Source organism: Metabacillus idriensis, from assembly GCF_009674765.1.
Taxonomy (GTDB): domain Bacteria; phylum Bacillota; class Bacilli; order Bacillales; family Bacillaceae; genus Bacillus_P; species Bacillus_P idriensis.
This window is the reverse complement of record NZ_WKKF01000004.1, coordinates 85,018-106,103: the sequence shown is the minus strand read 5'-3', so window position 1 is coordinate 106,103 and position 21,086 is coordinate 85,018. Positions and strand designations below refer to the sequence as shown.

Genomic DNA, 21,086 nt, shown 5'->3' with positions numbered 1-21,086 from the left:
CTGCCTGCAAAAGTTGTTTCATCACATCAGTATACCCATAGTGAAACAACTTGATATTAGAGTTACGTATAATACTTTATGCTTTTAGGTCTCAATGTGACTGTAACCGGTGTTTCGCCTATGTATTCTCCGTCAGCATGAATCATGAGCGGAGCAGCTCCGGCAATTTTTATTTTCCTTGCCGTAAACGTATGAACTTCTTTTAAACGTGTGTGCACTCCTGCAAAAACCAGACCAAAGAGCAATAGCAGCTTTAATCTTGATAAATTATGCACAACGATAAGATCTAGTACACCGTCATCTGGTTTTGCAGCTGGGGAAATTTTCATTCCTCCCCCATAAAAAGGGTGATTGCTAACTGCAGCAAGCCAGACATTTTCAAATACATAATCTGTGTCATCAACAGTCAAAGTTACGCTGTTTGGCTTGTAATTAAAAAGCCCTTTCAGCAGGGCAGCTATATAAATAAAAGAACCTGCCCGGAATTTATTCAGCCATTTCTTTAATTCCATTTCGTTAGAAAGCTTTGCAACATACGCATCAAATCCTGCGCCCATGCTGTTTACAAAGAAACGGTTCATCTGCCCTGTATGATATTGACCAAGGTCAAAGCTATTTACTTGCCTTTGCAGCCTGCGAAAAATCGATGATGGGTCTTTAGAGGAAAGGTTGTACCCTCTCTTAAAGTCATTGCCGGATCCGGCTGGAATAAATCCGATTTGCACAGAATGAAATTCACTCAGCCCATTTACGATTTCATGGATCGTCCCGTCCCCGCCAATTCCAACAACTGTCTTCAGGTGGTAATCCTGAATTGTCGCGATTTGCCTGGCCAGTATTTCAGCATGACCTGAATATTCAGTTAAAAATGAACGATAGTCTGCTTGATTCCGTTCAAGTTCAGCTTTTACCTTTTTCCAAACACGTAATGATCTGCCATTCCCGGCAAGAGGGTTAATGATAAAGTATATGCTGTTTTTCATTCTTAGCTCCATTATCTTCAATAATTCCTTGAATATCTCCGGAGATATTCCCAGTCTAGTAAAATTATAGCTTTTTTTAGGGGAACTGTATGTATGAAACGAAAAAAAATACGCCTAAAGGCGCATTAATCGTTTCTGCGGAAGGAGTCAATCAAGCATTGAGACAAAAGAATCTCAGCAGCTCTCAGCTGATCATGCTTAATCGGGGTTGAAGAATCTCTGTAAATTTGAAACCATTGATTGAAATTCCGTTTGTCTGCAATTGTTACGTCGTATGGCGCCTGGGTGAACTCAATGAATCCATTTTTGCACACCAGTACCTTTTTTATTTCAAGTTTGATATTTCTTTCTCTGAGTAATTGCTTCACGATTGTTCCAGTCCGATTCAGACTGATTAATGGAGAAAGCTGTTTTTTTTCATGATCTCCCGGATTCACTGTCCAGAACCGTTCAGCTGAACCTTCAAAAACATCGTGCTGTACTCCTTCTAAATAATGAATACAAACGATTTCTCTCGGGCTTATTAAAATCGGGTCAAGCGCAATGGATGTATTTTTCATTTTGAAAACAGGATGATACATGATGAGATGCTGGTCCGGCAATTTCTGAAGAAGTTCATGCAACTTTTCATCTTCGTAGAATGATGCATCTGCATAAGATTTTTCACGAATAGTAGACGTTGCCCACTTCATTTGGAACCTAAAGATGTGATTCATAAATTTGACTTTCAACTCTTCCATTGACTGGGGAACAGAGTGAAAGAACAATTCCATTATATCTGTTTGCTGATCAGCAGCCGGAATGGTCAAATCGTAAGACAGTGTTTCTTCTTTCTTCCCGAATTTATTTCTCACCTTACTTAGAAAATTCTCTTTTTCCTCTATTCCTTCTGCCTCATCCATTGTCTCCGTTTGGCGGCTTATAAAATGCTGAAACTCGTTATTTTCGTATGCCAGCTTGATCATTTGCCATTGCTGTTTTTTCAAGCGCAGAAATTGGCTTTGGTAGCGGTATATATCCATTTCATAGCGTGATATGCAGGAATGGATCTTGATTAATTGAGCCAACTTTTTCAACTCCTCAAAGCATATTTAAAATAAATGGTGCGAGCAGCGGGCAAATAATCGCTGTAAAAATGGCACATAAAGTCATTGAAATCGAACTGATGGCACCTTCAAGCTCCCCCAGCTCCAATGCTCTGGCCGTCCCTGTTCCATGCGATGCCGCACCAAGTCCAATTCCTTTTGCTACTGAATGATGAATGCCACAAAGCTGCAGCAAAGATGGCCCAAACATGGCACCAGAGACCCCTGCAATGACAACATAAATGGCAGCAAGCGCCGGTATCCCCCCCATCATGTCTGCAATATCCATTGCTATCGGATTCGTAACTGATTTTGGTGCAAGAGATAGAATCAGCTCTTCATCCACATGAAAAAGCCCTGCAAGAAGCGTTCCGCTGCCTATGCCAATGATGCTTCCGGCAAAAACACTTGCAAGAATCGTAAGCGCATATTTTTTCAGAATCCGGCGGCTTTCATATAAAGGATAGGCCAAAGCCACAACCGCAGGACCAAGCAGCCCGTCAATCCAGATGCCGCCTTTCATGTACTCTGCATAATCCGTTCCGCTTCCCAATAAAAGAAGAATGATAATAAAAGTGCATGTAGCTATAGGTACAAGAAAAGGAAGCGGATACTTCTTATAGAGCTGCCTCATGGCTGCATAAACAACAATCGTTAAAGCTATGTACAAGACTGCTAAAAACATTAGACTTCTCCTCTTTTTTCGGACACTTCCGAATTCATAAGCCTCTGACCGATGGCAGCGGACGAAATCATAACCAGGGCCGTACTGAATAGAGCGACAAGCGCACTGATGATTCCTTTTCCGCTGAACAAATCAAAATGATCGATTAAACCGACCGTCGCCGGTATAAAAAGCAGTGATAAATGACTTAACAGCATTGAACTTCCTGCTTTTAAAAGCGGCAGCCTGATGATCTTTAAAGAAAGGCAGAAAAATAGAAGAAACATGCCGATGATGCTTCCTGGCATAGATAGCTGCAATATCTGCTGTATAAAGATTCCAGCCAGGTAAAAAAGATATAAACAAGCAATTTGAATTAAAATTTTCATCCATTTCATCGTTATCCCTGCTTTGCATTTGTTGGTACATAGGATGACAGGCAAACCTTTTTTCATCGCAGCATCACGTTGTGTATAGAATGATATTTAGGCACTTCATCCAGCTTTGACTCGAAAAGATCCACAGCAGTCACTTTAAAGCTCAGCTTTTCAGGTGAAGGGATGAGCTGCTTTAAAAAATCTTTTTCTGAGATCCATTTCCTTGCCACTGTAATATGAGGAGCAAACGGACGCTCGTCCAGTTTAAAACCAGCATCCTGACATATCTGATAAACCTCGCTGCGAAGCTCCGCGAGTTTTTCAGATTCCTCTATTCCCAGCCAGAAAATCCTTGGAGACTGCGGTCTCCCGAATGTCTGGAATTCTGTTATCTGCAGATCAAAGGAATGATAGCTGGCAAGGTTCCTCTCAAGATCCTTCTTCACCTGATTTAATTGATCTTCAGATGATGGATGGCCTAAAAAGGCCAGTGTAAGGTGATAATCAAGCGGGTGCACCCAAGATTTAAATTGTTTTTCTTCCCTTAAAAGAGATGTTTGATCATAAATAGATTTTGCTATTGCTTCCTCAAGTGAAATGCCTATAAAAAAATGTGTCATTGTCATTTTTTCATACTCCTGTTCTTAATTGTTTTCAGAAGTGTTGTCTTTTTATAGCAAAGAGCGCAAAAGTTACTTTAGTTTTCATTTTATCAAAGATACAGGCAAGAATATAATCAAGCGCTTTGGATGGCTGCTGAAAAAATATATGCTATCATATCAAATAAAGGAGCTGAGAGAAATGCGTGTAGTTGAAAATATAGCAGATTTAATTGGCAGCACTCCCTTATTAAAATTAAATCGGCTGAACCCTGAAAACGGAGCGGACGTCTATTTGAAGCTTGAGTTTTTCAATCCGAGCGGAAGTGTAAAGGACAGAGCCGCGTTAAACATGATCATTGAGGCTGAAAAACAAGGTCTTTTAAATAAGAACTCCACGATTATTGAGCCGACTTCAGGCAATACCGGCATTGGGCTTGCAATGAACGCCGCTGCGAGAGGCTATAAAGCCATTCTCGTTATGCCCGACACAATGACCCAGGAACGAATTAATCTATTAAAAGCTTATGGCGCTAAAGTCGTACTGACGCCTGGCGATGAGAAAATGCCGGGTGCCATCAATAAGGCGAACGAACTGGCAAAAGAAATCCCGGACAGCTTTGTTCCAATGCAGTTTGATAACGAAGCAAATTCAGATGCCCACCGTAAATCAACAGCGCCTGAAATTATTTCTGCAATGGACAAGCTTGGCAAAAAACTGTCTGCATTTGTAGCAACTGCCGGAACAGGCGGAACGATTACAGGAACTGGCGAAAGTCTGAAAGAGCATTATCCTGACCTGACAGTTCACGTTGTTGAGCCAGCAGGATCTCCTGTCTTATCGGGCGGGAAGCCCGGCAAGCATAAGCTTGTAGGCACCAGTCCCGGATTCATCCCTGAAATTCTGAATCAAAGCGTCTATGATGAAATTTTCAAAATTAAAGATGATCAGGCATACGACATTACACGCCGCCTTGCCGCAGAAGAAGGCATATTGGTCGGCCCTTCATCAGGCGCTGCCTGTTTTGCTGCGCTGGAAGTAGCAAAACGTCTCACTCCTGATGATGTTGTCGTGTGCATCGCCTGCGACACAGGCGAGCGCTATTTATCAAGTGATTTATTTCTTCAGGACTAATACGAAAAGCGGAATCGCCCGTTTAGCGCAGGCAGACAGATAAGAAATCACCTATCCGCAGCCCATTCACTTTTATCATTTCCTAAGCAACAGAAAGAGCTGCCCGGCACTTAAACCGGAGCAGCTTTTCTCATTCTTATATTCATGATAGCTAAAACAAGTAATGCGATGGATGAGAGGATTCCAAAAAACAAATACACATAAAGGATAGAAAAACCTTCTAAGATCAACCCTCCGAAAAAAGTGCAAAACCAGTTTCCGAGACCATTTCCTACTGATGAATAAAGGGAAATGGCTGTCGCCCCAACAGAAATCGGCGCAAGATCTCTCACATACTGAAGGGCTGCAGGAATAAACAAGCCTACAGAAAATCCTTGAGCGATGGTCGTCACATAAACGACTCCAAGCGGAGGCTCGGTAAAATACAGAAACCATCTGATGCTTGAAATCAAAGTTGCCATCATAAGAATGTTCATCATCCCAAGTCTGCTGATCCAGCTGCTGGCGAATTTCATAAAAGGCGCTTCACTGCCTGCTGCAAGAAGAAATGCTATGCCAATTCCAGTCAGTCCCCCTCCAAGCTCTGCCACAAAAATTCCAAAGTAAATATTGTTCGCTAAGATCGGTCCGAGCACCAGAAAAGCAACGAATAAAAACAAAAAATACCTTGGTACATTCGCAAGCTCTTTTATGCCTTCCCTGATGCTGATTTGCATCGTTTTATTTTCATTAGGAAGCTGATAGGCGAAAAACACTGCACTAAATAAAATAAGGGCAAACGCATAGAAGATCATGCTTAATGAAAAAAGCTCGGAAAGCTGCCCGACAGCCATAACGGCAACCGCAAATCCAACCGCTCCCCAGAGCCGGATCGAACCGTACTCCGTTTTCGTTTTTTGAACGTAATTCATTGAGATGCTGTCTGACAAGGGAATCAGCGCACTCTGTACAATCGCAAGGAGCGAAGCGATGGCGATCATCCACATATATGTATCAATCATTGAAAAAACAAGTCCAAAAATCCCTGCAAGCGTCAGTGCAATTGTTAATAAAACAGTTGGTTTTTGCGTCATGTCACTCAAAATACCCCATAAAGGCTGAATTAAAATCATGACTACAGGACTGATGCTCATGATCATGCCAATCTGACTTCCAGTTAGCCCTGCACTGTCTTTAAGATAAACCGGCAGCAGCGGAAACAGCGAACCGAAAGCAAAAAACACTAAAAAATAAAATGAATAAAAATGAACTCTAGTTGTACGATGCTCTCTTTGCAATGAATATTCCAAAACAGCAGCCTTCTTTCTTTAATGTTCCTTCTTCATTTCAACTATAAAACCAGATCAGGACCCATAACCCTATTTAATAAATCGGGAGTTTCTAAAAAACCGAACTCCCAGAAAAACCGCCCTCCAGTAACAGAGAGCGGCCAAAAAGCTTCTTCAATCATCCTACCACAACAGGATGAATTCGTCGTTAACATTATTTTGCCAATTCATAAATGGCTTGTGCATAAATGGCAGTAGCTTTAAGCAAATCTTCAATGATGACATATTCATCTTTTTGATGAGCGACATCAGGTCTTCCCGGGAACATCGGTCCAAATGCCACACCAGCCTTCAGAGAACGGGCATAGGTTCCGCCTCCAATTGCAATCAGTTCAGCACGATCTCCTGTCTGTTCCTCATATACTTTTTTCAGTGTTTGAATCAATTCATGTTCAGCATCGACATAATGAGGCTTTGAATCACTAAAAGCTGCCAGCTGAAACTCGCTGATTGATTTAAGCCCTTCAGAAATTCTTTCAACATCACCTGTTACAGGATAGCGGATATTCACGCCAAGCTCACCTGATTTTTCACTGTCGAATGAAATGATGCCAAGATTAACAGTCAGCGGGCCGCTCACCTCATCCTCACATTGAATGCCAAGCTTCTCACCGCTCGTATCATTGCTGAAGAAGGCAACAATCTGTCTGATAAATCCTTTCCCGTTATGATCCAATTCTTCATCTGCAAGGAAGAGGGAGAGCAGAAGTCCCGCATTCTTGCCCGTGTGCGGCAAGCTCCCATGCGCAGAAACACCCTCAGCTTTAAGGGTAAGCACTCCATTTTCTTCAGAAGCGCTGCCTGAAATATCATATTGATTTAAGTACTTGTTATATTTTTCTTTAAGCCCCTGTGCATCCTCAGACTGAATCAGAGCTTCTGCATGATCGGGAACCATATTGAAGCGCCTTCCTGATTGAAAAGAAAGAAGTTTTGTTCCGGCTTTGCTGCTTAGTGTTTTATCAAAGAAGTATGTAAGCTTTGCATCAATAATTCCTTTTTCAGCATTAATAATCGGAAAATCTGCATCAGGTGCAAAGCCAAATGCAGGCATTTCCTCATGTTTAAAATAGTGATCAACACATCCCCAGTCACTTTCTTCATCTGTTCCAAGAATCATGCGGACTCTTTTGTTCAATGGCAGTCCAAGGTCTTTTACAATCTTCATCGCATAATAAGCGGCCATCGTCGGTCCCTTATCATCAATGGCTCCGCGCGCAAAGATTTTCCCGTCTCTTATTTCCGCCCCAAAAGGATCGCTGCTCCATCCGTCACCTTCGGGCACAACATCGACGTGACACAGAATTCCAACGATCTCATCCCCTTGTCCCATTTCCAGGTGCCCTGCATAGCCTTCTAGATTCTTAGAAATAAATCCGTCTTTTTCTCCTTTTTCAAGCATGTGAGTCAAAGCTTTATTAATTCCCTTTCCAAATGGAGCTCCTTCCTTGACTGTTTTTTTATCAAGCAAACTTTTAATGCGCAAAAATTCTTGAGTGTCTTTAATAAAATCTTCTTTTCTGCTTAAAACTTCCTGCATCCAATCCATTTTCAAAACCCCTTTTCATATTTATTTCAATAGGTCCTTACCTAGTAAGATACCAAAGGACGAGGACATAAGAAAGCTTCTATAGGAGAAACTAAAAGAAGCATAAAAAGAATAATCCTTGCAATTTACCTTAAAAACGAATATTATTAAAAATGTTTTGTAAAAACGTTCGTTAATTGGAGGCTCTCATGTTTAAATTAAAAGAAAATCAAACGACAGTACGCACAGAAACGCTGGCAGGTCTTACAACGTTTTTAACTATGGTTTACATTGTCGTCGTTAATCCTATTATCCTTGCAGACGCTGGTGTCCCTTTTGACCAGGTATTTACTGCAACTATTATTGCTGCTATCGTCGGTACATTGTGGATGGCCCTTGCTGCAAATTATCCGATTGCCATCGCTCCTGGCATGGGGCTGAATGCCTATTTTGCTTATTCCGTTGTCGGAGGCCATCAGGTCAGTTACCAGATTGCATTTGCTTCCGTATTTGTGGCAGGTATTCTGTTTCTTATTTTATCTTTAACTCCGTTCCGCAAAAAATTGATTGAGGCGATTCCTGCTAACTTAAAATATGGAATTACCGCCGGAATCGGTCTTTTTATCGCCTTTATCGGTCTGCGTTTAACCGGAATTGTAACAGATCATCCGGAAAACCTTGTAACTCTTGGAGATTTAACTTCTCCACCTGTCATACTGGCACTTGCCGGTCTTGCTGTTACGCTCGTATTAATGAGTTTAAATGTACATGGCGCCCTCTTTTTCGGGATGATCATTACTGGAATTATCGCTTTCTTTACTGGTGAACTTTCATTTAAAGAAGGATTTGTTTCAATGCCGAGCCTGCCGGAAGGATTTATTATCCTGAATCCTGTTGAAGCAATCGGACAAGTGATTCAGCATGGCCTTTATGCCGTGGTATTTTCTTTCCTGCTTGTTACAATCTTTGATACAACCGGCACGATGATCGGTGTTGCACAGCAGGCTGGGTTAATGAAGGGAAATGAACTGCCGAATGCACGCAAAGCCCTTTTAGCCGACTCTGCAGCAACTACCGTAGGAGCCATGTTTGGAACAAGCCCTACGACAGCCTATATTGAGTCCTCTGCAGGAGTAGCTGCCGGCGGACGTACAGGGCTTACTACTTTAACAGTTGCTGTGCTCTTCGGATTAACAGCGTTCTTCAGCCCTCTTGTCGGCGCCGTATCTGGAATTGCCGCCATCACCGCTCCAGCCTTAATTATTGTTGGAAGCTTAATGATGGGCAATATTGCAAAGATTAACTGGAATGAAATTGATGAAGCATTCCCGGCATTTCTCGTCATCATCAGCATGCCGCTTACATCAAGCATTGCAACAGGTATTGCACTTGGATTCATTTCATACCCCCTTATGAAAATAGCAAAGGGTAAATGGAAAGAAGTTCATCTGTTTGTTTATATTTTTGCTGTTTTATTCTTTATACAGCTTGTCTTCCTTGGAGGACATTAATAATAATGTGAAAAAGCATCCATACTAAAAAAATGGATGCTTTTTCTATACAAACACAAAAATGTCATACTATTCAGAATTAACTACATATAGTAAAATATGATATATAAGTTTTAACTTTATGTCATTAGATTAAAACTATGTAAAAATTTTGTTAATTCGAGCATTTAACTAGTATGAAGCTGTCGAAATCGTGTAAAATATTGTTGTAGCGTTCATAATTTAAATAAGTACAGTAACATCTGCAGTAGGGGACATCGTAGGTTGTAGTAGGCTATGCCGTACGATCAAATGATAAGGAGTGGTTTTTTGAAACCTTCAACAAACCGTATGCTAACTCGTATCAAATCTGTCTACATGTTTATCCATGAAAGAGGTACTGTGACAACTCAGCAGCTTGTCGACGAATTTGGTATTACACCACGAACCATTCAAAGAGATTTAAATGTGTTAGCGTATAATGACCTGGTTCGGAGCCCAAGCCGAGGCAAATGGACAATTACACAGAAGAAGGTTAGAAAAATGTCTTCTTAATGAAGAGACTGAACAATGGAAAACCGAAACGTTTTGTATACATAAGAAAACCAGCCAATCATTATATGGCTGGTTTTTTTTCTGATGGTTTAACTCGGGTTATTTTTATAATTCAATTGCTTTAGCATTCTGCAGGGCTTCCACTTCTTCTTCCGTAAGCTCGCGGTACTCCCCTAATGCCAAATTTTCATCAAGCAAAAGCGGTCCCATGCTGATTCTTTTTAAATAGGTTACTTTTTTTCCGACAGCTTCAAACATTCGTTTTACCTGATGAAATTTGCCCTCTGTGATGGTAATGTTTATTTCAGACTGCTCGTCTGCTGAAAGAATGACAAGCGATGCAGGTTTTGTCACATATCCATCATCAAGCTCTACACCTTGTTTAAACGCTGCTGCATCCTCTTCAGTCACTTTGCCGAGTATTTTTGCATAATACGTTTTGGGTACATGTTTTTTTGGAGACAGCAGCTGATGTGACAGCTGGCCATCATTTGTCAGCAGCAGAAGCCCTTCCGTATCTTTATCAAGGCGTCCTACCGGAAACGGCTTGTAAACCGCGTCTTCCATTTCCAGCAAGTCAATAACGGTTTCCTGAACAGAATCCTCTGTAGCCGAGAGATATCCGCCTGGTTTATTCAGCATCAAATAAATATGCTCCTTATACTCTACTGTCTCCCCATGTACGGTAATCATTTGCGCTGCAGGATCGACATGTGTCTTAGCATCTTTAATACTGACTCCATCCGCTTTTACTGCACCTGTTTTTAACAGCTGTTTAACTTCTTTTCGGCTGCCATAGCCGATGTTTGATAAAAGTTTATCTATTCTCATTAAAAATCCTCCTTTTAAAAATAGCGCAAGCGGCCGTTTAGCTCCGGCCAGACAGATAAGAAATACTAAAAAATTCGGTTCCCGGCTTATTGGATTATTTTGTTCTGGCCCAAGAAACTATAATTTCTTATCTATTAAAAAGGCTGTTTCGTAAATATTGTTGCTTTTAAACTACATGTATTAATCCATTAGTGGATTGCAGCGGAAGGAACTTGACTCCTGCGGGATAGTAGAGCGAAATGGAAGACCCCGCAGGCTCGCCGAGGAGGCTTCCACGCTCCCCGCGGAAAGCAAGTTCCTGCAGCGGAAAGGAACGGACAACATTTATAATCAAAAACCACAATCTATGCGAAAACAGCTATTAAAAAAGAAGGCTGTTTATTCAGCAGCCTTCTTCTTTCGATTTAAAAATGAAAAACGATTTCCCAGAAGTTTTTCAAGCAAGTGTGAACGGTGAGCAGCATACAAATAGGCTGCCGCTCCAAGACCTATTGAAATTAACAGGATAATAACTGATTGCATCTTGCCCTCGGCATAATCTATAAAAATGGACAATATAGATTGAGATACGGAAACTACAAGTGCCATAAAGGCTGTGAGAATCGCTATAAAAACTGTCCGTTTAAAAAGCAGTTTAAAGGAATATCCAGCGTGACGGTGAATCATGGCAAAGCTATACATAATAGATGCACCAAATCCGAGTGCAGTGGCCAATATCGAACCAAAGCCTTGGAATGCTTCAATCAGCGGTGCATTTACAGCAAGCTTAATGATCAATCCGAACGCAAGTGAAATGACTGCAAGCTTCTGCTTGTTAATTCCTTGAAGAACAGCCGCTGTAACAGTGAAAAAAGAAAACAGAAGGGCTACGGGAGCAAACCATCTGAGTAGACCAGGCCCATCCGGGTCATTTTCATAAAACACCATATAAGCAGGCTCAGCAAGTATCACAAGGCCGACTATCGCAGGCAGTGTCAGAAAAATGATAATCTGAAATGCCTGGTCAATCTGCCGGTTCACAAGCGTCATGTTTTTATTCGTAAATGACTTGGTGATGGTTGGAACAAGTGTAAGCCCAAAAGCTGTTGCAAGTGAGACAGGAATCATTACCAGTTTAGGCAAGTATAAAGTGACAATTGAAAAGATGTCTGTTGAAATTTTTTCAAATCCCCCTGCCACCATTGCCTTATTAAAGGTATTTGTATCGATGTACGTATATAAAGGAATAGCAAGTCCAACAAACACAAACGGGCCGGCATAGGAGAAAAGCTCCTTGAACATCCGGCCGGCCGGCATGTCAGCAGACGGTACAGCATTTTCCCTCAATGCATCGAGTGTGTGTTTGCGTTTTTGCCAATAAACAAACAAGACCAGCAGTCCGCCTATTGCTCCTACAAATGCAGCAAATGTAGAATACCCGACAGCAGTGACAAGCGTTCCGTTAAATACTTTTAAAACCAGGTATGTTGAAGCGAGCAAGAAAGCAATTCTTACAATTTGTTCAATGACTTGGGATACAGCAGTCGGTCCCATAGACTGATGGCCTTGAAAGAATCCCCTGATTAAACTCATGATCGGAACAACAATCAGTGCAAGACTGACCATTCGAATAACCAGAACGGCATCATCTATCGTGGTATTTCCAAGCTCTCTCTGACCAAGCGAGCTTTCAGCTAAAAACGGAGCCAAAAAGTAGAGAATGGCAAAAGCTAAAACTCCTGTTCCAAACATAACCGAAATGCCGACTCTGAACATTTTCCTGCTGGTCGCGTAATCTCCGATGGAATTATACTTGGAGACAAATTTTGATACCGCCTGGGGAAAACCCATTGTCGCAATTCCAAGGAATACGGCGTACTGTGCATATCCTATTTGATATAATGCACCGCCGTCCTTTCCGACAAGCGCGTAAAACGGAATAATGTAAATCATCCCTAATAATCTCGAAATATATGTGCCGAGCGTTAATACTAACGTCCCTCTTAATAATTTATTTGACATTTATGAAATCACCAATTTCTCTCTGAAGATTCAACTTTTCTATTTTAACACAATAAACCGCCATAACAATAATGTTTGTGCACAGCTCATCCGATAATAAAACGGCCTTATTTTGATTTCTTCCAGATTCAGCTATAATAAGAAAGGAAATTAGGTTTTTAGAAAGAAAAAGGTTGTGAGCAAATGAAATATGATGTGGTCATTATCGGAGGCGGCCCTTCTGGTTTGATGGCGGCAATTGCGGCCGGCGAACAAGGTGCTGATGTACTCCTGCTGGATAAAGGAAATAAGCTGGGAAGAAAGCTCGCCATTTCCGGCGGCGGACGCTGCAATGTAACAAACCGGCTGCCAATCGATGAAATTGTAAAGCATATCCCGGGAAATGGACGTTTTTTATATAGTGCTTTTTCAGAATTCAGCAATGAAGATATCATTCGTTTTTTTGAAAAGCTTGGCATACAGCTTAAAGAAGAAGATCACGGCAGAATGTTTCCTGTAACAGATAAGGCTCAATCTGTTGTAGATGCGCTGCTTAATCAGCTGAAAAAACTTCATGTGACGATACGGACAAATGAACCTGTTGAAACAGTGGATTATAAAGAAGGCAAAGCTGCGGGAGTTCTTTTAAAGAATGGAGAATACATCAGCACAAACGCTGTGGTCATTGCAGTTGGGGGCAAAAGTGTACCCCACACAGGAAGCACGGGGGATGGCTATGCATGGGCTGAAAAAGCCGGCCATACGATTACAGAGCTTTTTCCGACAGAAGTTCCGATTACTTCAAATGAGCCGTTCATTCAGGAAAAAACATTGCAGGGTCTGTCGCTCAGAAATGTTGCATTAAGTGTCTTGAATCCTAAAGGCAAAGTCATTAAGACCCACCAAATGGACATGATTTTTACCCACTTTGGCATCTCAGGCCCTGCTGTCCTGCGCTGCAGTCAGTATGTGGTAAAAGCTATGAAAAAGTTTAAAACAACTTCCATTCAGGTGAGCATCGATTCTTTTCCTGATGTAAATGCAGAGGAATTGTTCCAGCAGACAGTGAAGCTGTTAAAAGCAGAACCAAAAAAGGCCGTTAAAAATGTATTAAAAGGCTTTTTGTCTGAACGTTATCTTCACTTTTTATTGGAGCGGAACGGAATTGACCAGCAAGTGACATATGCGAACTTATCTATGGAGAAATTGCGCAGCTTTATCTCTGACTGCAAACAGTTCGAGTTTAACGTGCATGGAACATTGTCTATTGATAAAGCATTCGTAACTGGGGGAGGTGTATCCGTAAAAGAAATACACCCAAAACAAATGGCTTCCAAATTGATGAATGGTCTCTACTTTTGCGGAGAAATTCTTGATATCCATGGATATACAGGAGGGTACAACATTACGTCTGCGCTCGTTACAGGCAGACTCGCCGGCAAAAATGCCGCAGAATATGTAAAGGAAGCGGCTATCCTGTAGCTGCTTCCTTTTTTTAAGTTCTGTATAAGACTAACGCTGAAAAACAATAAAGCTGCTCGCCATCTTCATTGCAGGCAGCCGCCACGTTGTACTTTATATCCACAAGCTGTTCGTCTGAGATTGATTTTAAAAAGTGGTTAATTTCACGTTCAAGATCTTTTTCATGCTCCTTATCAAAAACGGCTACCTTGTACATTTAACACCATCCCATATCATACCCTTCTGCATATTGCTGCTGAAGCTCGCAATTTCGTTCATAAATCCGGTAAAACCTGTCCTCTTCCACAACAAATCCGCTTTCTAATTCATATTCCCGTCCCTCAGAAGTTATGACAAGCTTCCCGATATACTCCTTTCCAATGTACAATTCCATGAAATCCCCATGGAGCCTTGCAAGCACCCGGTCCGTTACATCAAGCTTGTGATATTCAGACATATCACATCCCTCCTTATTTTATTGTATTTTGGCGGGTCTAAGATTATGATAGCGTTTTCATTTGTTGGTTGATTTAAATGCTGAACAACCTAATCCGTTACACTAGGAGTAATAAAGAAAAAAGATAGTAATTCCTCCATAACGGCAAGTATTTCTCCAATTTTCGCCAGTATAGAAGCTATTCCGGCAAGTAAGAGTGCGAAATCTGGCAAGTAACCTATAAGCTTACTCTCCAAAATTGGCGGCTAACTATCCAGAACCGTGTTCTAACAATCCTTCGCTCAACGAATGCCAAAACATTAAAAAAATCCCTGTTTTAACAGGGATCCCGCTTTAACTTTAACCTAATTCACTTTTGCGTTTTGTATCGCCTTTCCAGTCAAGCATGCCGCCGGCCATATTTGTAACCTTATAACCTTGGTCCTCAAGATATGCGCAGACATTTCCGCTGCGTCCGCCTGAGCGGCAGATGATGACATATTCTTTCTCTTTATCAAAAGCATCGAGCTTTTCAGGGATTTCTCCCATTCGAATGTGTTTCGCTTCTGGGATCATGCCTTCTTCTACTTCGTCATCCTCGCGAACATCTACAAGATTCAATGTTTCGCCGCTTTTAAGTTTCTTATGTAATTCTTCTGTCGAAATTTCTTTCATTTAAATTACTCCCTTTCACTAACAGATGAATTTATTATACCAAAGCAGCATGAGGTCATACCAGTTTAAGACATCTATGCTGCGATAACAGAAAAAAGCAGGCACTGCATCAGCGCCTGCATCTATTTTTCTTATTGTCCAGCTCCGTTTTGGTCAGAACAAATTCGTCAAAAAATCACCTTTTCTGCCGAATCCCATCTGTCTGTCGGAGCTAACCGGGCGGTTCCGCTTTTCGTATTGTCCAGCTCCACCTCCTAACTCCTCGGTCAGAACGGATTCAGCAGTAAAGGCAAAAAGCGCCTTTTCTGCCGAATCCTTATCTGCCTGTCGGAGCTGAACAGTCGGTTCCGCTTTTCGTATTAGTTTGCTACGATGTTTACCAGCTTTCCTGGCACCGCAATGATTTTACGGACCGTCTTCCCGTCTACTTGTTCTTTAATTGCAGCATCAGAAAGGGCAATTTCCTGCATTTCCTCGCGTGTTGCATCCTTTGGAACATGTAGTTTTGCTTTTAATTTGCCGTTAACCTGAACGACAATTTCAACTTCATCTTCAACTAATTTGCCTTCGTCATAAGCAGGCCATGTTTCATAGGAAATCGTTCCTTCATGTCCAAGCTTTTCCCATAATTCCTCAGCAAGATGCGGAGCAACAGGAGATAACAATTTAACAAATCCTTCCATATAGACTTTTGGAAGTACAGTTGCTTTGTATGCTTCGTTGATGAAGACCATCAATTGAGAAATGGCTGTGTTAAATCGCAAGCCCTCATAATCTTCCGTTACTTTTTTAACTGTTTGATGGTAGACACGCTCTAAGCTGTCAGACATGTCATCTGTCACTTTTGGACTTAATGCCCCGCCATCTTCAATGAATAAACGCCACACACGATCCAAGAAACGGCGTGCTCCGTCTAACCCTTTTTCAGACCATGCAATTGAGGCTTCAAGCGGTCCCATGAACATTTCATATAAACGTAAAGTATCTGCTCCGTGACTTGCTACAATGTCATCCGGATTTACAACGTTTCCTTTAGATTTACTCATTTTTTCATTGTTTTCTCCAAGAATCATTCCTTGGTTGAACAATTTTTGGAATGGCTCTTTTGTCGGCACAATTCCAAGGTCATACAAAACCTTATGCCAAAATCTAGCGTACAGCAAGTGAAGAACAGCATGCTCAGCACCGCCGATATACGTATCAACAGGAAGCCACTCTTTAATTTTTTCAGGATCAGCAAGATGATCTGAATTTTTCGGATCAATATAGCGCAAGTAGTACCAGCAGCTGCCGGCCCATTGAGGCATTGTATTTGTTTCACGTCTTCCTTTTTTGCCTGTTTCAGGATCTGTCACATTCACCCATTCTTCAATCACGGCAAGCGGTGATTCGCCTGTACCGGATGGACGGATTTCTGTTGTTTTCGGCAATGTTAATGGAAGCTGATCTTCAGGTACCGCAGCCATTGTGCCGTCTTCCCAATGAATAATCGGAATCGGCTCACCCCAGTAGCGCTGACGTGAGAAAAGCCAGTCGCGGAGACGATATGTGATTTTCTTTTCGCCTTTTTTATTTGTTTCAAGCCAGTTAATCATATTTTCAATGCCGTCTTGTTTATTTAAGCCATTAAGGAAGTCAGAGTTTACATGAAGTCCATCACCTGTGTAAGCTTCATTCTCAACATTTCCGCCTTCAACTACTTCTTTAATAGGAAGATCGAATGTTTTTGCAAACTCATAGTCTCTTTCATCATGAGCCGGAACCGCCATAATAGCTCCTGTTCCATAGCTGACTAAAACATAATCGGCAATCCAGATTGGCATTCTCTCGCCATTTGCAGGATTTAGTGCATAGGCGCCTGTGAATACACCCGTTTTTTCTTTAGCTAAATCTGTTCTTTCAAGATCACTTTTGCTTTTCACTTTATCGATATAAGCGGCAACCGCTTCTTGTTGATCTTCAGTTGTAATCTCTTTTACAAGCGCATGCTCAGGTGCAAGCACGGCATAAGTTGCTCCGAAAAGAGTATCAGGGCGAGTAGTGAAGACAGTGAACGATTGTTCATGACCGTCAATGCCGAAATGAACGTGAGCACCTTCAGAGCGGCCAATCCAATTGCGCTGCATTTCTTTAATGCTCTCCGGCCAATCCACTTCTTCCAAGTCTTCAATTAATCTGTCCGCATAAGCAGTAATTTTAAGCATCCATTGTTTCATTGGACGGCGCTCAACAGGGTGTCCGCCACGTTCACTTTTGCCGTCAATGATTTCTTCGTTTGCCAAAACCGTTCCAAGTGCAGGACACCAGTTTACAGCGACTTCATCTACGTATGCCAAACCTTTTTTATATAATTGAAGGAAGATCCATTGCGTCCATTTGTAATATTCAGGGTCCGTTGTATTGATTTCACGATCCCAGTCATATGAAAAGCCCAGGCTCTGAATTTGACGGCGGAACGTATCAATATTTTTTGCTGTAAATTCAGCAGGGTCATTTCCTGTGTCAAGCGCGTACTGCTCAGCCGGAAGACCAAATGCATCCCAGCCCATCGGATGAAGAACATTGAACCCCTGCATCCGTTTTACGCGTGACAAAATGTCTGTTGCCGTAAAGCCTTCAGGGTGTCCTACATGCAAACCTGCTCCTGATGGATACGGAAACATATCCAGCGCGTAAAATCTCGGTTTGCCTTCGTCTTCTGTTGTTTTAAATGTTTTATTTTCAAGCCAGTAATTCTGCCATTTTTTCTCAACTTTTTCGTGCTTAAAACTCATATAGATCCTCCTCAAATTGGTGCGTTGCTCTTCGCTTTTAGTAATCAGTGTGAACGGCTGTCCCCCGGATTAAACCGCACAATAGAAAAAAACCTCTCATCCCAATAAGGGACGAGAGGTTTGATTTCCCGCGGTACCACCCAATTTAGCGCCAGCAAAGGCACTCACTTAAGCATCCGTAACGTGGATCACGACAGACATTACTGTGCAGGCAGCACTGCAGTTGACGTCTGTAACTCAAAGGCGAGTTCACAGACTATAGATGATTGACTCGCACCTTCCGTCAATTCTCTGAGCATCTAAAGTCTGCTACTATTCCTTATCACCGTTCATGTTGTATACCTTTATATATTGTATTTTATAGAATTTGTTACCGGGATGCAAGTTGTTAAATAAAGAAAAAGCGGAAATCGGATGATGGGCGGCAGAGATGTTCATTTTCTGCTAAATGAGAAGTGTTGGATATTGAGAGAGTAAGAAGTGAGTTTGCTATCATCAGGAGATTATTTTGCTTGACGCTCATTGTCTTTTTCTGGCTGCACTGTGTTGTCCTGCTGCTGTCTGACAAAGTCAAAACTCCTTAATACCGCTTCCCCGCTGTACCCAGCGATAATAGAAAGCACGACAAGCTGAAATGAGGATGAGGGTTCTGTAGATAAAACAAGCAGGATAGAAGCTGTCATTCCCATTGCGATATCTTCCCAGAATCCTAAGTAGATAAACCGTTTTGTCATTCTTGGTTTTTCGATCCTTCCTTTCTTTTTGACATGTCCAAGTAAACCCATTAACCCCCCAATCAATGACGCCACAACTACTGTCTGCAGCATAAGATCACCTTCCTAAAGCCGTAATAATTTCGGCACGCGACTTCAGGTACAAGATTTAAGCTTCTCTTTGCTTGTACAGATTTATGAAAAAATAGAAGCTTGTTTTACTTCCATTATATGTGAATGGAGGTAAAACAAGCTTGATTAAATAGAAGGAATTTTCAGGAAATTATTTATCATACTTTATCACTAGACCGAACGTTTTTTCGGTTTTTAGAATAAGCGATAAGTACCATTCATCACTGCACCGTGTAGCCTCCATCAATGACAGCTGCCTGACCAGTGACTCCCTTTGCTTTTTCACTTGCCAAAAATAATGCATAATCCGCAATTTCAGACACTTGAAGCAATCTTTTTTGAGGGACTAGCGGATAGATCACTTCCTCAAGAACACTTTCTAAAGGAACATTTCTTGTCTTAGCAAGATCACTCAGCTGATTTCTGACAAGCGGCGTGTCGACGTAACCGGGACATATGGCATTAACCGTAATGCCGTCTGCAGCACCCTCAAGCGCTGCAACTTTTGTTAATCCAATCACACCATGTTTGGCACTGTTGTAGGCGGATTTTCCGGCGAAACCGACAAGACCGTTTATTGATGATAAATTGATGATTCTGCCGAATTTCTGCTTCTTCATGATCGGAAAAACATGTTTCGTAGCAATAAATGGTGCAACAAGCATCACATTGATAAGAAGCTCAAATTTTTCTGTCGGGAAATCTTCAATCATTGAGACATGCTGAAGCCCTGCATTATTCATTAAGATATGAATGGTGCCAAATTCTTCTACTGTCTGCGAAATGGCTGCCGCAATATCTTCCTCACTTGTCACATTGCATCTTATACCGATTGCCTCATACCCTGATGCTTTCAAGGATTCGGCACTTTCGGCTACTTTTTCTTCGTTTAAATCTGTTAGGGCTACTTTAGCTCCGTTTTCTGCAAAAGCCTTTGCCATTTCAAAGCCAATGCCCTGCGCAGCTCCTGTTATAAAAACAACCTGATCTTTTACCAAAATCGTAAACCTCCAGTATTAGATTCCCAGTCCAAGAGAGAACAAGATGATTGCAAGTATTGTGCCTAATAGAGGAACAATAACAGTTACGGCTCCAACTGCACCGTAAGCTGCCTGGTGAGACTCTCCGCAAATTGCGCGAACCGTCGTAACAACATAACCATTGTGCGGCAATGAATCAAGCGCTCCGGAAGAAATCGAGATTGTGCGGTGAAGTGCTTCCGCGTTGACACCCATATCCAAATAGTGAGGCGCAAGCAACGGAAGGGCAATTGCCTGGCCGCCAGATGATGAACCTGTCATACCGGCAATAACACTGACCGCGATGGCTCCGCCGATCAGAGGGCTTCCCGGGATGCTCGTCATTGCATTGACAGCGGTTTCAAACGCAGGCACTGCTTTAGCAACGCCGCCAAACCCTACTACAGCTGCTGTGTTTCCGATTGCTATAAGGGCACCCATCGTTCCTTCGGATACAGCGTTCCAGAACGATTTGAAATATTTTCTGTTTAATAAGTAAGTCGCAATCACACCGCCAAGGAGAGCGATAATTAAAGCAGACTGCTTTAAAGAATCATGGAAAATAAATGAGATGATAAGAACGACCAGCAGCGGAATCAGTCCAAGGAACGGATTCGGCAAATCACGGTTTTCATTTTTGGGATCATTATCCCTCGCTTCAAACCTTTCCCCTTTGCCGACTGCTTTGCTGATCATCCGTTTCAGCCACCAGTAGCCGAAAATCATCATGAAGATGGCAACGATTAAGCTGACTTCCCAGCCTGCATATGGAGTTGTACCTAAAAACTCAATTGGGATCCAGTTTTGAATCTCAGGAGATCCAGCTGAAGTCATCGTAAAAGTAACAGAACCAAATGCAAGTGCTGCCGGAATAAAACGGCGCGGCAGGTCAGCCTGTCTGAATAAGCTGATTGCCATAGGGTACACAGAGAACGCTACAACGAATAAGCTTACGCCTCCGTATGTCAGTACAGCACAGGCAATAACAATTGCCAAAACAGCGCGCTTCATCCCAATTTTGGATACGATCCACTGGGAAACGCTGTCTGCTGCACCGCTGTCCTCCATTACCTTACCGAATATGGCTCCAAGCAGGAACATTAAGTACCATGAGGTAACAAAACTTGAGAACCCTGTCATATAATTTCCTACGAAATTGGCTTCCCCTTCGCCTACAAGCTGCGGAAACAGCGGCATTCCGCTCAGAACTGCTACAAATAATGCGCATAATGGACCTGCAACAAGCAGGTTCATGCCTTTCATTGTTAAAAAAATTAATAATGCCAGACCGCCGATTAACCCGATCATGCTTAACATTTAC

The 21,086-nt window shown here is 42.0% G+C and carries 20 protein-coding genes and 1 other annotated feature; of the genes, 4 read left to right on the top strand and 16 right to left on the bottom strand.

Features of this window, described 5'->3' with window-relative positions; translation table 11 throughout:
• Nucleotides 1-62: 62 nt before the first annotated feature.
• The 5 genes from GJU41_RS15185 to thpR all read right to left on the bottom strand — a co-directional run bounded on the left by GJU41_RS15185 (nucleotide 63) and on the right by thpR (nucleotide 3,735).
• On the bottom strand, nucleotides 63-983 hold the full coding sequence (locus tag GJU41_RS15185; protein WP_070876560.1) for a diacylglycerol/lipid kinase family protein: 921 nt from the start codon (nucleotides 981-983) through the stop codon (nucleotides 63-65).
• Between the two features lie 125 nt (nucleotides 984-1,108).
• Nucleotides 1,109-2,050, bottom strand: a complete 942-nt coding sequence (locus GJU41_RS15180; RefSeq protein ID WP_154319064.1) for an NERD domain-containing protein — start codon at nucleotides 2,048-2,050, stop codon at nucleotides 1,109-1,111.
• A gap of 13 nt (nucleotides 2,051-2,063) precedes the next feature.
• Nucleotides 2,064-2,753, bottom strand: a complete 690-nt coding sequence (locus GJU41_RS15175) for an LrgB family protein (RefSeq protein ID WP_154319063.1) — start codon at nucleotides 2,751-2,753, stop codon at nucleotides 2,064-2,066.
• The gene (locus GJU41_RS15170; protein WP_224771100.1) at nucleotides 2,753-3,130 is read right to left on the bottom strand and encodes a CidA/LrgA family holin-like protein; all 378 of its coding nucleotides are present in this window, start codon (nucleotides 3,128-3,130) and stop codon (nucleotides 2,753-2,755) included. The genes GJU41_RS15175 and GJU41_RS15170 overlap by 1 nt, the downstream gene beginning before the upstream one ends.
• A 53-nt stretch (nucleotides 3,131-3,183) precedes the next feature.
• Nucleotides 3,184-3,735 carry an RNA 2',3'-cyclic phosphodiesterase gene (gene thpR, locus GJU41_RS15165; protein ID WP_154319062.1) on the bottom strand — a complete coding sequence of 184 codons (552 nt, stop codon included), beginning with the start codon at nucleotides 3,733-3,735 and terminating at the stop codon, nucleotides 3,184-3,186.
• Between the two features lie 175 nt (nucleotides 3,736-3,910).
• Between thpR and cysK the strand changes: the two genes are divergently transcribed.
• Nucleotides 3,911-4,843, top strand: a complete 933-nt coding sequence (gene cysK / locus GJU41_RS15160) for a cysteine synthase A (RefSeq protein WP_154319061.1) — start codon at nucleotides 3,911-3,913, stop codon at nucleotides 4,841-4,843.
• A 110-nt stretch (nucleotides 4,844-4,953) separates the two neighbouring features.
• Here the strand turns inward: cysK and GJU41_RS15155 are convergent, their stop codons facing one another.
• Nucleotides 4,954-6,132 (bottom strand): MFS transporter, encoded by a 1,179-nt coding sequence (locus tag GJU41_RS15155; RefSeq protein ID WP_154319060.1) that lies wholly within the window; start codon nucleotides 6,130-6,132, stop codon nucleotides 4,954-4,956.
• A 193-nt stretch (nucleotides 6,133-6,325) separates the two neighbouring features.
• Nucleotides 6,326-7,720, bottom strand: coding sequence for a dipeptidase PepV (pepV, locus tag GJU41_RS15150; protein ID WP_154319059.1), 1,395 nt, complete (start codon nucleotides 7,718-7,720; stop codon nucleotides 6,326-6,328).
• Between the two features lie 188 nt (nucleotides 7,721-7,908).
• Between pepV and GJU41_RS15145 the strand changes: the two genes are divergently transcribed.
• Together GJU41_RS15145 and GJU41_RS15140 are read left to right on the top strand one after the other, a co-directional pair.
• Nucleotides 7,909-9,210 carry an NCS2 family permease gene (locus GJU41_RS15145; protein WP_154319058.1) on the top strand — a complete coding sequence of 434 codons (1,302 nt, stop codon included), beginning with the start codon at nucleotides 7,909-7,911 and terminating at the stop codon, nucleotides 9,208-9,210.
• Nucleotides 9,211-9,519: 309 nt separating this feature from the next.
• On the top strand, nucleotides 9,520-9,744 hold the full coding sequence (locus tag GJU41_RS15140; RefSeq protein WP_029278908.1) for a DeoR family transcriptional regulator: 225 nt from the start codon (nucleotides 9,520-9,522) through the stop codon (nucleotides 9,742-9,744).
• Nucleotides 9,745-9,849: 105 nt separating this feature from the next.
• Here GJU41_RS15140 and GJU41_RS15135 read toward each other — a convergent pair whose 3' ends face one another.
• Together GJU41_RS15135 and GJU41_RS15130 are read right to left on the bottom strand one after the other, a co-directional pair.
• The gene (locus tag GJU41_RS15135; protein ID WP_154319057.1) at nucleotides 9,850-10,575 is read right to left on the bottom strand and encodes a pseudouridine synthase; all 726 of its coding nucleotides are present in this window, start codon (nucleotides 10,573-10,575) and stop codon (nucleotides 9,850-9,852) included.
• 378 nt (nucleotides 10,576-10,953) lie between these two features.
• Entirely contained in the window at nucleotides 10,954-12,576 is a 1,623-nt protein-coding gene (locus GJU41_RS15130) for a putative polysaccharide biosynthesis protein (protein ID WP_070876569.1), read from the bottom strand.
• A gap of 183 nt (nucleotides 12,577-12,759) precedes the next feature.
• On the opposite strand from GJU41_RS15130, the gene GJU41_RS15125 reads away from it, so the two are divergent.
• On the top strand, nucleotides 12,760-14,037 hold the full coding sequence (locus GJU41_RS15125; protein WP_070876570.1) for a BaiN/RdsA family NAD(P)/FAD-dependent oxidoreductase: 1,278 nt from the start codon (nucleotides 12,760-12,762) through the stop codon (nucleotides 14,035-14,037).
• Between the two features lie 13 nt (nucleotides 14,038-14,050).
• Here the strand turns inward: GJU41_RS15125 and GJU41_RS15120 are convergent, their stop codons facing one another.
• The 7 genes from GJU41_RS15120 to GJU41_RS15090 all read right to left on the bottom strand — a co-directional run bounded on the left by GJU41_RS15120 (nucleotide 14,051) and on the right by GJU41_RS15090 (nucleotide 21,082).
• The gene (locus GJU41_RS15120; RefSeq protein ID WP_070876571.1) at nucleotides 14,051-14,233 is read right to left on the bottom strand and encodes a sporulation protein Cse60; all 183 of its coding nucleotides are present in this window, start codon (nucleotides 14,231-14,233) and stop codon (nucleotides 14,051-14,053) included.
• A complete protein-coding gene (locus tag GJU41_RS15115) occupies nucleotides 14,234-14,473 on the bottom strand; it encodes a DUF2553 family protein (protein WP_133313465.1) in 240 nt (79 codons plus the stop codon).
• A 339-nt stretch (nucleotides 14,474-14,812) separates the two neighbouring features.
• Nucleotides 14,813-15,127, bottom strand: coding sequence for a rhodanese-like domain-containing protein (locus tag GJU41_RS15110; protein WP_070876573.1), 315 nt, complete (start codon nucleotides 15,125-15,127; stop codon nucleotides 14,813-14,815).
• A gap of 359 nt (nucleotides 15,128-15,486) precedes the next feature.
• A complete protein-coding gene (gene leuS, locus GJU41_RS15105; RefSeq protein WP_154319056.1) occupies nucleotides 15,487-17,901 on the bottom strand; it encodes a leucine--tRNA ligase in 2,415 nt (804 codons plus the stop codon).
• Nucleotides 17,902-18,005: 104 nt separating this feature from the next.
• Nucleotides 18,006-18,236: a binding site (T-box leader), on the bottom strand.
• A gap of 168 nt (nucleotides 18,237-18,404) precedes the next feature.
• Nucleotides 18,405-18,728: a DUF4257 domain-containing protein gene (locus tag GJU41_RS15100; RefSeq protein ID WP_070876575.1), complete on the bottom strand. Its 324-nt coding sequence runs from the start codon at nucleotides 18,726-18,728 to the stop codon at nucleotides 18,405-18,407.
• 239 nt (nucleotides 18,729-18,967) lie between these two features.
• Entirely contained in the window at nucleotides 18,968-19,744 is a 777-nt protein-coding gene (locus tag GJU41_RS15095; RefSeq protein ID WP_070876576.1) for a 3-hydroxybutyrate dehydrogenase, read from the bottom strand.
• An 18-nt stretch (nucleotides 19,745-19,762) separates the two neighbouring features.
• Nucleotides 19,763-21,082 (bottom strand): GntP family permease, encoded by a 1,320-nt coding sequence (locus tag GJU41_RS15090; protein WP_070876577.1) that lies wholly within the window; start codon nucleotides 21,080-21,082, stop codon nucleotides 19,763-19,765.
• Nucleotides 21,083-21,086: the final 4 nt, after the last annotated feature.

Excerpts from the sequence above, each read along its gene's own strand:
- GJU41_RS15120 (WP_070876571.1), bottom strand. The coding sequence starts at position 14,233 with ATGTACAAGGTAGCCGTTTTTGATAAGGAGCATGAAAAAGATCTTGAA.
- GJU41_RS15100 (WP_070876575.1), bottom strand. The coding sequence starts at position 18,728 with ATGCTGCAGACAGTAGTTGTGGCGTCATTGATTGGGGGGTTAATGGGT.
- GJU41_RS15135 (WP_154319057.1), bottom strand. The coding sequence starts at position 10,575 with ATGAGAATAGATAAACTTTTATCAAACATCGGCTATGGCAGCCGAAAA.
- thpR (WP_154319062.1), bottom strand. The coding sequence starts at position 3,735 with ATGACAATGACACATTTTTTTATAGGCATTTCACTTGAGGAAGCAATA.
- GJU41_RS15175 (WP_154319063.1), bottom strand. The coding sequence starts at position 2,753 with ATGTTTTTAGCAGTCTTGTACATAGCTTTAACGATTGTTGTTTATGCA.
- GJU41_RS15125 (WP_070876570.1), top strand. The coding sequence starts at position 12,760 with ATGAAATATGATGTGGTCATTATCGGAGGCGGCCCTTCTGGTTTGATG.
- pepV (WP_154319059.1), bottom strand. The coding sequence starts at position 7,720 with ATGGATTGGATGCAGGAAGTTTTAAGCAGAAAAGAAGATTTTATTAAA.
- GJU41_RS15110 (WP_070876573.1), bottom strand. The coding sequence starts at position 15,127 with ATGAAAGAAATTTCGACAGAAGAATTACATAAGAAACTTAAAAGCGGC.
- GJU41_RS15130 (WP_070876569.1), bottom strand. The coding sequence starts at position 12,576 with ATGTCAAATAAATTATTAAGAGGGACGTTAGTATTAACGCTCGGCACA.
- leuS (WP_154319056.1), bottom strand. The coding sequence starts at position 17,901 with ATGAGTTTTAAGCACGAAAAAGTTGAGAAAAAATGGCAGAATTACTGG.
- cysK (WP_154319061.1), top strand. The coding sequence starts at position 3,911 with ATGCGTGTAGTTGAAAATATAGCAGATTTAATTGGCAGCACTCCCTTA.
- GJU41_RS15185 (WP_070876560.1), bottom strand. The coding sequence starts at position 983 with ATGAAAAACAGCATATACTTTATCATTAACCCTCTTGCCGGGAATGGC.
- GJU41_RS15090 (WP_070876577.1), bottom strand. The coding sequence starts at position 21,082 with ATGTTAAGCATGATCGGGTTAATCGGCGGTCTGGCATTATTAATTTTT.
- GJU41_RS15170 (WP_224771100.1), bottom strand. The coding sequence starts at position 3,130 with ATGAAATGGATGAAAATTTTAATTCAAATTGCTTGTTTATATCTTTTT.
- GJU41_RS15145 (WP_154319058.1), top strand. The coding sequence starts at position 7,909 with ATGTTTAAATTAAAAGAAAATCAAACGACAGTACGCACAGAAACGCTG.
- GJU41_RS15115 (WP_133313465.1), bottom strand. The coding sequence starts at position 14,473 with ATGTCTGAATATCACAAGCTTGATGTAACGGACCGGGTGCTTGCAAGG.